The following is a 12,030-nucleotide window of genomic DNA, read 5'->3' on the forward strand; positions in this document are numbered from 1 at the left end:
GGGCTTCGCTGGACGCGGCTGAAAGTTTCCGCGCAGCATGTGCTTACTACCGCCGATGAAACCTCTTGCCTTTGCCGCACTCTCCTTCCTCGCCGCCGGAACCCTTTTCGCCGCGGGGCCGATGGATCCGATCAAACCTGCTGACTACAAGGCACCCGTGAAGCTCGCTTGTATCGGCGACAGCATCACCGAGGGCGCAGGCGCGGAGCCGGGCAAGTCCTATCCCTCGCAGCTCCAGGGGCTTCTGGGTGATCAGTGGAAGGTGACGAATTACGGCCTGGGTGGCCGGACCTTGCTGAAGAAGGGCGATCATCCCTACTGGATCGAGGGCAAGTATCAGGAGGCGCTGAAGTCCGAGCCGGATGCGGTGATCATCATGCTCGGCACCAATGACACCAAGCCGCAGAACTGGAAGTTCGAGTCCGAATTCGTGGCGGACTACACCGAGCTGGTGAAGTCCTTCCAGACGCTCCCGAGCAAGCCGCGCATCTACGTTTGCCGGCCCTGCCCGGTACCGGAGCCGGGGAACTTCGGCATTAACGAGAAGAACAACCAGGAGTGGATCAAGCGCATCAACAAGCTCGCGAAGGACATGGATCTCGGATTGATCGACATGCACGAGGCGCTGGAAAAGCATCCCGAGCTGCTGCCTGACAAGGTGCACCCGAATACCGAAGGGGCAGGAGAGATGGCTGGTGCCGCCTTCAAGGCGCTGACCGGCAAGAAGGCGCCGAAGCCGGAAGCGGCGGCTAAGTGAGCTTCCAACAAAACGCGATGTGATGAAGGCGCTTGTCCGGCTTTCGATCGGTGCTTTGGCGTGCTGGGGAGCCTGCGTGGCGACCGCTGCGGACCTACCGGAGGTGCTGCTTGCCAACGACGGCACGAAGATCACCACGGCGGAGCAGTGGCGGACGAAGCGCCGGCCTGAGCTGTTAGAGCAGTTTGCCAAGGAGATGTATGGCGTCTCCCCGGGCAAGCCGGAGAAGATGAGCTTCGAGGTTTTCGACCGCGACAAGGGCGCGCTGGGTGGCAAGGCGACTCGGATCCAGGTGGCGATTTATCCGGGCGGTAAACCCGGACCGCGGATGGATTTGCTGCTTTACGTGCCGAATGAAGCACCCGGTCCGGTGCCAGTTTTCCTGGGGCTGAATTTCGCGGGCAATCATGCGATCCATGCCGACCCCGGCATCCGCCTGACCGAGAGCTGGGTGGACCAGCGGCAGCCGAATGCCGATCCGGAGAAGAAGCCGGGCAACCGGGCCACGGAGGAGATGCGTGGTAAGAACGCCAAGCAGTGGCCGATCGAGGAGATGATGTCGCGGGGCTATGCGCTGGCGACGATGTATCGCGAGGATGTGGCACCGGACCACGAGCCCTACTTCTCGACTGGCGTGCCGACGCTTTATCCTGAGCTCCAGCAGCGCGAGGACAACTTCACGACGATGGGGGCATGGGCCTGGTCGCTCAGCCGTGCGATGGATGTCTTGGAGAAGGAGCCTTCGATCGACTCGAAGCGGGTGGCGCTGTTCGGCTTCTCGCGCTTGGGCAAGGCGGCCTTGTGGGCGGGCGCGAATGACGAGCGCTTCGCCATGGTGATCAGCAATGAGTCCGGTGCTGGCGGGGCGAAGCTTTTCCATCGCGGGCAAGGGGAGGATATCAAGCGGCTGAACACGCTCTTCCCGCATTGGTTCGCCAGGAGCTTCAGCAAGTACATCGGCAAGGATACCGAGTTGCCCTTCGATCAGCACATGGTGCTCTCGCTGGTCGCGCCGCGGCCGCTATATGTGGCCAGTGCGCTCGACGACAAGAACTCCGATCCGGAAGGTGAGTTCGCCGGGGCCAAGGCGGCGGAGCCGGTGTATCGATTGTTAGGCGCGGAAGGCTTGCCGGCCGAGACTTGGCCGCCGGTGGATACCGCGGTGCAGGGCGGGATCGGCTACCATGTCAGGAGCGGCAAGCACGACGTGCAGCCCTTCGACTGGCAGCAGTATCTGGCCTTCGCGGACAAGCATCTGAAGAAGTAGCTGCTTCCTTCGCGACGAATGTATCCTTAAGAAAAGTTAAGGATCGGGAAGTTACCTTCCCGATCCTTACTTCATCAACCGGCCGCAGCTGGGATGCGGCACCACTATCACAACACAGGGGCAAAGTCAGACCCGCTCGGTCGGCGCTTCATAGGCGAAGCGATGGCGCGGGAAGGGGAAAAGGATCGGCTCCTCCGGTTGGCGGGGCTTGGTGGTCGTCTCGCCGGTGCGGGGCAGGAGCTCCAGGCGCACGCGCTGCGGTGTCGACTCACGCCGGAAGCGGCGCTGCATGGTCGTCCGCTTGCGGCTCTTTCGCAGTTCCGGGAAGAGCTTGTCCAAGGCCTCGGGCGAGAGGTCGACTTGGAAAGGCGCAACCAGGGTTTCGAGAAGTGCCGCAGCACGCATGAGGAACTTTCGCATGTTCATGGTGGTTTCGAACGAGTGCATTCAAACCCATCTCAATCTCCATGTCGTGTTAAGGAGTGTTAAGCGGAGACGGATCAGATTGCCGCTCGCCGGGCGCTCCGTATGATCGCGCGACATGATTGGCGGACGGCGACAGAAATGGATGGAGAACAGCTTCGTGCTATTGCTGGCCATCCTGTGCGCTATCCTTACCGTGCTGCAATTCCGTTGGACCGGGGAGCTGGCCCAAGCAGAGATGGAGCGACTGGGCGGCCGGCAGGAGGAAAGCGCACGCGACTTGGTGACCGACTTCGAGACGAGGGTGCGACGGACTTGCGATGCCTTGGTGCCGCTCGCCAAGGAGATGAATCAAGCGGGGCTCAACAAGCGCTTGCGCGACTACAGTGCGACCAACCCGCGGCCGATCTTGCGCAAGATCGCTCTGGCGGTTCCCAAGGATGGTGAGCTGCAACTGCAACTGGTGAGCATGGGCGATGGCTCGCTCTCACCGATGGAATGGCCCGACGAGTGGGCGGCGCTGCATGACAATCTTTCGCGCAAGCTCAAGGGCGGCTCTCCACCTTACACGGATGAAAAGGGCCTCTTGCTCGAGTTCCCGATTCGCAGCGGCGACTCACCGGCTCCGCCGGCCGGTGGTCCCGGCGCAGGAGGTCCAAACCATGGCGAGTCCGTCGGCGGCCCCGGCGGACCGAGAGGCGGCGGACCTGGGGGGCCTGGTGGTCCGGGCGGACCACCTCCAGAACCCCCGGCCGGCAGAGGACCCGGCGGGCCCGGAGGTCCGCCTCCCGGAGTTCCGGATAGCGGAGGTCCACAAGCTTTTGGAGAGGTGGGATGGATGATTCTGGAACTGGATCCGACCTACATTGCGGACATTTGGCTCCATGACCTGGAGGCGCGCTATTTCAATCGCGGCCGCTCGCCGATCTATCAGATCAAGGTGCTATCGCTTGCCGACCGGCTGCTGTTCCAGACCGGGGTGGCGGATGCCCCGGGGGATCCGATCATCCGCTTTCCCTTCAACGCCATGGGCCGCGGTGGCGGGCGTCTCGGTCCCGCGGTGGAGAGCCGCTGGATGTTGGAGATCCGTCGCCAAGAGGGGGGCTTGGAGCGCTTGGTGGCCGAGTCGCGGCGGCGTAACCTTTTCCTCGCCGTCGTCGTCAACGCGATGATCCTTGCCGCCGGTTTGGCCTTGGTGCGCTACACCCGCAAATCGCGCAGGCTGGTGGAGGAGCAGATGAATTTCGTGGCCAGCGTCTCCCATGAGCTGCGGACCCCGCTGACGGTGATCCGGGGTGCCGCTCACAACATCAAACGTGGCATCGTCAAGACCCCGGAAGCGCTGGAGCGCTACTCCGGCATGATCCTCCAGCACACCGATCAACTCTCAGACATGGTGGCGCAGGTGCTCGATTTCGCCGTGGCCAAGAAGGGCAAGCTGCTCGGCGAGGACAAGCAGCGGATCGAACTGGCTGCCTTGCTAGAGGAGGCGATCGCGAATACCCGCGGCGACACTGCCTCTTGTCAGGTCGAGGTGAGCCTGCCGGAGAGCTTGCCCGCGGTTGCGGGGGATCCGGGGCACCTGCGGCGGGCTTTCCAAAACCTGATCGCGAACGCAGCCAAGCACGGCGGTAGCGGCGGCTGGATCGGCGTTTCGGCGCGACGCGTTGGTGGTCAGGTGGAAGTTACTGTGGCGGACCGTGGCCAAGGCATCTCCAAGGAAGAACAAGCTACTGTTTTCAATCCTTTCTTCCGCGGCAACGCGGCCCACTCCGCCCAGGTCCGCGGCAGCGGCTTGGGCCTAAGTCTGGTGAAGGAAATCATTGAAGCTCATGATGGAACTATTTCGATTTGCAGCGCGCCGGGGGAAGGTGCGAGCTTCGTTGCCAGCCTGCCCGTTGCGGCAGGCCAGTGACGAAATTATGAGCGCCAGACTCCTCCTGGTCGAAGACGAGCCCGCCATTGCCGAAGTTCTAGCCGACATGCTCCGCGCCGAGGGTCACGAAGTGACCTTGGTAGGCGACGGGCCTGCAGGCTTACGGATGGCAACCAGCGGGGGCTTCGACATGCTAATCCTCGACGTGATGCTGCCGGGAGGCATTTCCGGCTTCGACATCTGCCACGCAGCCCGCGAGCACGGCTTCGATGGAGGGATCATCATGCTAACCGCACGAGGACTGGTGGATGATCGGATCCGCGGGCTCCGCCAAGGGGCTGACGACTATCTGGTCAAACCTTTCGATCCCGATGAGCTGCTGGCGCGGATGGACGCCCTGATGCGGCGGCTGCGCAAGGTCGAGCTCACGCCACTGATGAGCATGCGCTTCGGCAAGGTGACCGCGGATTTCGCGAAGGGCGAGTTCCTGCGGGATGGCCAGCCGATCGCCCTTACCTCGAAGGAAGCGGAACTGCTGCGCATGCTGGTGAACCAGCGCGGCAAAACGGTTTCCCGCGACACCATCCTCGCGCAGGTCTGGAAGGACCAGCCCTACATCACACCTCGCACTGTGGACGTGCACATGGCGTGGCTGCGGCAGAAGGTCGAGGACCAGCCCCAGACGCCGAAGCACCTGCTGACGGTGCGCGGGGAGGGGTATCGGTTTGAAGCGTGAGGGATATTCCCCGGGGTAGGCCAGCTTCGTCGGCCGACCCCGGGCTTTAAGAGGGAACGGGCTTTGCCGTTCTCAGAGGTGCCTGCTGCTCACAGCCGCGCCAGCACCGCGTCACCCATCTCCTTGGTGCCGACCTTGGTCTCACCAGCAGCGCCGGTAGCGATGTCGCCGGTGCGGAAGCCGTCGTCGATGGCCTTGGCCACGGCGGCTTCGATGGCGGCAGCGGCTTCGTTCTCGCCGAGCGAGAAGCGCAGCAGCATGGCGGCGGAGAGAATTTGGGCGATCGGGTTGGCGATGCCCTTGCCGGCGATGTCCGGGGCGGAACCGCCGGATGGCTCGTACATGCCGAAGTAGAGGCCGCCGTCCTTCTGCTTGCCCAGCGAGGCGCTCGGCAGCATGCCCAGCGAGCCGGAGATCATCGCCATCTCGTCAGAGAGGATGTCACCGAAGAGGTTCTCGGTGACCAGCACGTCGAAGGAGTCCGGGCGGCGCACGAGTTGCATCGCGGCATTGTCGACATAGAGGTGGCTCATCTCCACTTCCGGGAAATCCTTTGCCACTTCCACCGCGGTCTCGCGCCACAGCACCGAGGTCGCGAGGACGTTCGCCTTGTCCACGGAGACGAGACGCTTGCCACGGCCCATGGCGGCGGTGAAGGCGACGCGCAAGATGCGGTCGATCTCGCTCTTGCGGTAGATCATCGTGTCGAAGGCGACGGGTTCGCCGTCACGCTCTTCGCGACCCTTCGGCTGGCCGAAATAGACACCGCCGGTCAGCTCGCGCACGCAGAGCACGTCGAAGCCGTTCGGGATGAGTTCGTTCTTCACCGGGGAAGCGTGCGTCAGCGAGGGCAGACAGACACCCGGGCGGAGATTAGCGAAGAGGCCGAAGTGCTTGCGGATCGGCAGCAGCGCGCCGCGTTCCGGCTGGATATCCGGCGGCAGGCTCTCCCACTTGGGGCCGCCCACGGAGCCAAAGAGGATGCCGTCGCTCTGCTCGCAGGAGGCGATCGTTTCCGGGGGCAGGGGATGGCCGGTGGCGTCGATCGCGGCACCGCCCACCAGACGCTCGTCGCGCGTGGTGGTGAATCCGAATTTCGCCTCCACGGCGTCCAGCACGCGGAGGGCTTCGATCATGACTTCCGGGCCGATTCCGTCGCCGGCGAGAACTGCAATGCGGTAGCTGCGAGACATGGGACGGCGAGGCTAGGAGCCCCGCCTGTCGCCGCCAAGGGCGGATTGCGGCAAAGCGGCGATCGGCGGAGGCCTCAGGGCACCACGCTGAAAGCCAGATTTACGGCCGGGCCGCTGGTAAGATAGTTGGCCTGCCCTTCAGCCCAACCGCTGCTGGAATTGTGGAAGCACAGATTCAGCCCCAGCGAGGTCCATCCTCCTGGCCCGGCGGCCGGGCTGAGCTGGGTGGAGATGGTGGTCAAGGGGAAGAGGTATGCGGAACTGGCCTGGCTGGTGACGGCACCGGTATCGGCGGAGGCGTCTGAGACGCTGAAGCCCGTGAGGGTGCCGCTGCCGCCATTGCTGTGGGTCCAAGTGCCACCGCCACTGCCATTCGGCACCAGGGTGAGAACATTGCCGCTGCGATCACTGACCTGGATCTGCTTCCCGGTGGCGAAGTTCGCCGGAGGGTTGTACAGGGCTGAGTAGTCGACCCGCGTTGCACTCATGAAGAAGCTCGGGAAATTGACACCGGTAACCGGGAAGGCGAATCCGACCGCGGCATCGCGGCTGCGGACGTGGCGGAAGTAGGTCCAGGTCGAGAGATTCTGAGAGTAGGAGATCAGGTATTCCGCTTGGAAGCCGCGGTCGAAAGTCAGCGTGAAGCTTGATGCGGCGGCATCGCGCGTGCCGAACAGCGGGGTGGTATCGATCACCGGCAATCTCAAGGCGGGATCATTCAGGTTGAAGCCCGCGAGACTCGGCCCCGAGATCGCCACCGAGTTCATGGTGATCGGGGTGTTGGGCTTGTCGTTGGTCGTGGGGAAAAGCGCCGGATTGGTGAAGTTGTCGATGATCTCCCGACCCGAGATCACTTCGCCGAAGATCGAGTGCTTGTCATCGAGGGACGGTGCTGCCGCCAGCGTGATGAAGAATTGCGAGCCACCAGTGCCGGGAGCACTGCTCTTCGCCATCGAAAGCATGTAGCGTCCGGAGTGGCGCAGTGAAGCGTGATACTCGTCCGGAATCACGTAGCCGGGTCCATCCGTGCCGATTCCATTCGGCGAGCCGCCCTGAATCACGAAGGTGTGGATCAAGCGGTGGAAGGTCAGCCCGTCGTAGAAGGGCCGGTTGGTTTGGATCTGGCCGGTGACGACATTGATCCAGGGTCGCTGGCCGGTGGCCAGGCCGATGAAGTTCGCACAGGTCCGCGGTGCCTTGTCGTAATCAAGCCGCGCCCGGAAAGTGCCCAGCGAGGTGGCCCCCTGCGAGACGTTGAAATCGGCGTAGATCTGTCCGTGGGCCAAGGTGGCCGCGGTGATGAGGAACAGGAGCCATTTCATCGCGCGGATGCCGCCACGAACGGCATTTCCGGGCAAGCCTTAAGACTGGGACGGAATCGTTGGCCGCCGGACCACGCGGAGTTCAGGGGACGTCAAGCCTCCCTCCCTGAGGGCTCCCACTCCTCGTAGCCGTCCTTCTCCTCCTCGTCTTCCTTGATCTTGCGCTCCCAGATGTAGCGGCGGAAGAGCACCTTCACGGCCGCCGTCAGTGGCACGGCCAGCAGAGCGCCGACGAAACCGCCGAGGATCAAGGACCAGAACAGCATCGAGAAAATGACGGTCATCGGGTGAAGTCCCACGGAGTCGCCCACGATCTTCGGCGCGGTCACCAGCGAGTTGATCTGCTGGACGATCACGAAGATCGCGATCGTGGCTCCCACGTAGGTCCACGGATTTGAGCCGAGCCAACCTTGGTTCGCGGGCACGCTGAAGTGGAACCATGCCAGCACGCAGGCCGGAATCAGCGTGAGGATATTCCCGATGTAGGGGATGATTCCCAGCACCGCCATCAGGATGCCGATCAGCAGGCCGAGCGGCAGGCCGAAGATGGTGAGCGCGATGCCGACCAGGATGCCGTCGATGAATGCCACTAGCACCTGGCCGCGGAAGAAGGAGATCAGGTAGCGGTTGATCTCGGTGAGGGTCTCGACCAGCTCGGTCTTGAAGCGTGAGGCCTTGAGCGGCACGTAGTCGTGCCAGTGCTCCTTGATCGCGGCGCTCTCGTTCAGGATGTAGTAGAGGTAGATCGGCACCATCAGGAAGCCGAGGGCGAGGCCGAGGAAGCCAAGCACCTTGCCGGCACCACCTTTGATCCAGCCGAAGACCTCATCGAAGTAACCCTTGGCATCGGAGAAGAGCTTGGTCTGCTCGATGTCGATTGTCGGGAGCGATCCCTTGCCTTCTTGCGCGTCGTCCAGGCTGTCGCTGAAAGCGGTTCGTTCCTCACTGGTGGCAGTCGGCTTGGCGAGCAGGGGATCGATGAAAGGCTTGGCCCAGTCATTCTTGTTCCGGTAGTCGATCAGGCCATGGACCATCACCTTGTCGAATGAATCCTTGTCCTTCGACGCGTTGGGGTCCTTGACTTCCGTAGTGGGGGTGATTTGAGCCTGCGCGTTCGCGGCCATCTCCTCGCGCTGCTTCTGGAACTCCCGGATCTGTCCACCAACCAGCGGGATCATGATCCCGATCAGGCCAGCGACCACCAAGGTGAAGCTGGCGAAGACCGAGACCACCGACCATTTCCGCGAGAAGCCGCGCTTCTGGAACAGCCTCACCACGGGGTCCAGCAGATAGGCGGTGATGGCCGCCACGGCCAAGGGCACCAGCACCGGCTGGAGGAAGCCGAAGATCTTTCCGATCAGCCAGATCAGGCCGACGATCAGCGCCCCGAGGATCAGGATTGAGACGCCGGTGGCGGCATTCCACAGGGTGCGGAGCTGGAATCGGGTGGGGTAGCGCGCCATCGCGGACAGTCCCTAGCAGAGAAAACGGTGGGACGGCATGGGAAAATCACCGCCGCATTCGAACCAAGAAAAAGCCCTCCTCCCGGTGGAGCGCATGGCTGCTCCGGAGAGAAGGGCGGAGAGTGGTGGTCCGCTCTTGGCTTATTCGAGCCGGGAGACGACATCGGCCACGGCGGAGGCCACGCGCACCGGGTCGTCCGGGAGCTTGGCCTTGTACTTCACCCCGCCGGCGGAGTCGTAGGCGGTGATGGTGTCGTCACCGAAATCGACGACCACCTTGGCGCCGCTCATGGCATTCGCCGCTTCACGGGTCGTCGCGCTGCGGAAAGCGGAGACATCGAAGCTGCCGGACTTCTCGATCGCGGACTGCAGCTCGAGATTGCGGCCCACGAAGCAGATGCCCACGCTCTCGTCGGATTGAACCGGCACATTGCCGCGGAAAGGTTCGCGACTCTTCGAGAGGATCGGCATGCCGACTCCGAGGAGGACCACGGCGGTGGCAGCGATCCCGAATCCCGGGGTCGCCACGAAATTGCGGAGCTTGGAGAAGAAAGACTCGGGCCGGGTGACGATCACGGTGGGCGGCGCGAAGCGGGAGAGCAGATCGTTCACCAAGCCCTCGGGCATCGGCGGAGCCTGCTCAGAGTTATGCGCAGGCAGGCTGCGCATCAGAAGATCACGGGTTGAATGGAGGTGGGGAGAGAGTTCCATGGCTTCAGGGCTCCAATCGCAATCGGGAATATCCCGTTTTCAAAATACTAAGTTTTCCCTGATCTTTGCCAGAGCTGCCTCCACCATTTCACTGACCGCACGGCGGCGGGTGGAGAGTGAGGCCCCGGCTTTGATCCCGAGCTTGGCGCAGATCTTGTCGTTCTGGATGAGGTCCTGAACGGTCGCACTCTGCGCCACGTAAAGCGTGTAGAGAAGATTCCACTCGATGCTGCTCAAGGACTCGTGGCATTCCTTGTAGATCTTCTCGAAGGTCATCGCGGCGGCCGCAGAGTCCTCGAATTGGAGGGGCCTCTCGGGGTCGCCGGTGAGTTGGTCAAAGCTTTCGCCGGAGTTCGGCTGGTTCTTCAGCGCGCCGCGGCGACGGAACCAGTCAATGGCGCGGAATTGGACGATGCGGGTGTGGAGGGGGATGATCTCCTCGAAAACCGTGGGCTCCTGGATCGGAGCGCGTTGGCTTTCCTCCCGCTCGCGGACCAGTTCGGCCAATGTCTCGATGAAGACGTCCTCGGCGTCGTGGCCCTTGATCCCGCGCTTGCTCAGGGTTGCCAAGGCAAGTGGGCGGAGCATGTCCGGGAGGCGATTCCACTCCTGATCCTGATAGCCGCGCTCGGGGTGGTGGCGCTGGAGTCGGTCCAGATCGAGATTCTGCGGGTAGCGGCGGTCGGCGGGATCGTGGTGAAGCTGGGGGTCTGCGATTTTGCGGCGCTCACCGGCCACCAAGTCACGGGTGGCCTCGGTGGTCTCCTCGATCACACGGGCGGTGAATTCCGCTTCGGCGGGGAGTTTTTCAAAATCGAGAGCGATGTTGCGCATCACCCGCTCGGCGATCGCGGTCGCCTGATCTTCGGGTAAGAGCACACCTTCTACCGGCCTGCGGGCGCGATGCCAGCAGGCTTCCCAGCACTTTTGCAAATGCTTCTCGGGCGACGTGGAAGACATTGGGGACAGCGGAATTTAGAAAAAACCAAAAAAGAATGCTTTGCAAGCCTCTAAGTGATCCTTATTTTCAAAAACAACGAGCGGTCGCCAAGTCCCACCGAACGCATCGACATGAAAACCAGCCTGCTACCCCTCGCCGGGATTCTCCCGGCGGCACTTGTCGCGCCCCTGTTCGCCCAGCTGCCCGGCAATCTCACCAATACCACCCCTGGATCCGCCACCTGGACCCAGGTAGCGACACCCACTGGCACCCGCACGATCTTCACGATCACGTCGGATAGTGTCTTCGAGTGGGATTCCGGCTTTAGTCTCACTGCGGGGAACGAACTCGTCTTCGACTTCCTCAGTGGGAACAGCGTCGTCAACGTGCTCGGCGGCACTGGAGTCAACCTGATCAGCGGCAACGTCACTTCGAATGGCAACGTGTCCTTCGTCTCGCCGCACGCTGACTTGGTGGTGAATGGCAACATCACCGGCAAATCGGTGACCCTGAGCACCCTCAATGCCGATACCGCGGCCTTGCTAGGCCATAATGGGACGGTGACCTTCTCCGGGCCTGCGGGTAGCATGACCGGCCTGATGGTATGCGGCAGCATTCAGGCGACCAACGGCGATGTGCTTTTGGCCGGCCAGCGGGTGACCGTGACCAGGGATGCCCAATTGCGTGCCAAGGGCAGTGTATTGATGGGCTCCGGCAGTCGGGTCGACCTCGACCGTGACTCAGCGACCCGCAAGCTCAAGGCGACCAGCGGCGACGGTTTTGTTTATCACCTTGGCAATTCCAAGGCTGCCCGGATCGAGATCGCTGCGGGAGCGGACTTCTTGCACAAGGGCCGTTTGGAGGCCGGCAGGATTTTCCTCGAAGTCGGGAAGGACGGCAAGGTCCTCAAGGAAGGCGGCGGGATCGTAGTCGGCAAGGTGGAGGTCAACGGCGTGGTCCAAAAGGGCGTCGATGGCGGCCCCCACGACGCGGACGAAGCCGCTGCACTCAACCCTTCTACCTTGAAGATGCCTGCGATCACCCGCCCGAACGGCAGCCGCGTCAGTGAATCGCGCACGGTGGTGAGCAACGTGCCGGTATCCGCGAGTGCGGATAGCGTGCGCGACCGCAAGCCGGGCAGCGATGCCATGGCCAGCAACAATAGTGGCAAGGGCGCGAAGCCGATGCTGCAGCGTGCTTCCTTCTTCGGGATGCGCGGCGGCAGTGAGACGGTGAAGGCGGAAAAGAAGCGCTGAGTTCTGCCGCTGAGAAACAATCTGACGGCGCCGGGGAGCCTGATGGCCTCCAGCGCCGCTTTGTTTTGGGGCCGATCACGCGTCCT

At 62.9% G+C, this 12,030-nt stretch carries 11 protein-coding genes; 5 read left to right on the forward strand and 6 right to left on the reverse strand.

The features are described 5' to 3' along the window. Positions 1-55 precede the first annotated feature (55 nt). Both BV071_RS29205 and BV071_RS29210 read left to right on the forward strand, forming a co-directional pair. Complete coding sequence (locus tag BV071_RS29205; protein ID WP_052574033.1) at positions 56-757, forward strand: GDSL-type esterase/lipase family protein; 702 nt, start codon at positions 56-58, stop codon at positions 755-757. Positions 758-779: 22 nt separating this feature from the next. Next, positions 780-2,024 (forward strand): hypothetical protein, encoded by a 1,245-nt coding sequence (locus BV071_RS29210; protein WP_035615147.1) that lies wholly within the window; start codon positions 780-782, stop codon positions 2,022-2,024. A 126-nt stretch (positions 2,025-2,150) separates the two neighbouring features. Here BV071_RS29210 and BV071_RS29215 read toward each other — a convergent pair whose 3' ends face one another. Beyond that, positions 2,151-2,444, reverse strand: a complete 294-nt coding sequence (locus BV071_RS29215) for a hypothetical protein (protein ID WP_265595035.1) — start codon at positions 2,442-2,444, stop codon at positions 2,151-2,153. Positions 2,445-2,565: 121 nt separating this feature from the next. Here BV071_RS29215 and BV071_RS33915 point away from each other — a divergent pair, with 121 nt between their 5' ends. Both BV071_RS33915 and BV071_RS29225 read left to right on the forward strand, forming a co-directional pair. Beyond that, entirely contained in the window at positions 2,566-4,362 is a 1,797-nt protein-coding gene (locus BV071_RS33915; protein WP_052574034.1) for a HAMP domain-containing sensor histidine kinase, read from the forward strand. Positions 4,363-4,369: 7 nt separating this feature from the next. Further along, positions 4,370-5,059, forward strand: a complete 690-nt coding sequence (locus BV071_RS29225) for a response regulator transcription factor (protein WP_035615153.1) — start codon at positions 4,370-4,372, stop codon at positions 5,057-5,059. Positions 5,060-5,148: 89 nt separating this feature from the next. Here the strand turns inward: BV071_RS29225 and leuB are convergent, their stop codons facing one another. The 5 genes from leuB to BV071_RS29250 form a co-directional block, all read right to left on the reverse strand. Beyond that, positions 5,149-6,252 carry a 3-isopropylmalate dehydrogenase gene (gene leuB, locus BV071_RS29230; RefSeq protein WP_035615156.1) on the reverse strand — a complete coding sequence of 368 codons (1,104 nt, stop codon included), beginning with the start codon at positions 6,250-6,252 and terminating at the stop codon, positions 5,149-5,151. Between the two features lie 74 nt (positions 6,253-6,326). After that, positions 6,327-7,574 carry a peptidylprolyl isomerase gene (locus BV071_RS33920; protein WP_265595036.1) on the reverse strand — a complete coding sequence of 416 codons (1,248 nt, stop codon included), beginning with the start codon at positions 7,572-7,574 and terminating at the stop codon, positions 6,327-6,329. A 92-nt stretch (positions 7,575-7,666) separates the two neighbouring features. Next, a complete protein-coding gene (locus tag BV071_RS29240; RefSeq protein ID WP_052574036.1) occupies positions 7,667-9,037 on the reverse strand; it encodes an AI-2E family transporter in 1,371 nt (456 codons plus the stop codon). Between the two features lie 141 nt (positions 9,038-9,178). Then, positions 9,179-9,748: a hypothetical protein gene (locus BV071_RS29245; RefSeq protein WP_035615159.1), complete on the reverse strand. Its 570-nt coding sequence runs from the start codon at positions 9,746-9,748 to the stop codon at positions 9,179-9,181. A gap of 39 nt (positions 9,749-9,787) precedes the next feature. Next, on the reverse strand, positions 9,788-10,708 hold the full coding sequence (locus tag BV071_RS29250; protein WP_035615161.1) for a hypothetical protein: 921 nt from the start codon (positions 10,706-10,708) through the stop codon (positions 9,788-9,790). 111 nt (positions 10,709-10,819) lie between these two features. On the opposite strand from BV071_RS29250, the gene BV071_RS29255 reads away from it, so the two are divergent. Further along, positions 10,820-11,944 (forward strand): hypothetical protein, encoded by a 1,125-nt coding sequence (locus tag BV071_RS29255; RefSeq protein ID WP_265595037.1) that lies wholly within the window; start codon positions 10,820-10,822, stop codon positions 11,942-11,944. Positions 11,945-12,030: the final 86 nt, after the last annotated feature.

It is taken from the genome of Haloferula sp. BvORR071 (assembly GCF_000739615.1).
Classification (GTDB): Bacteria; Verrucomicrobiota; Verrucomicrobiia; order Verrucomicrobiales; family Akkermansiaceae; genus Haloferula.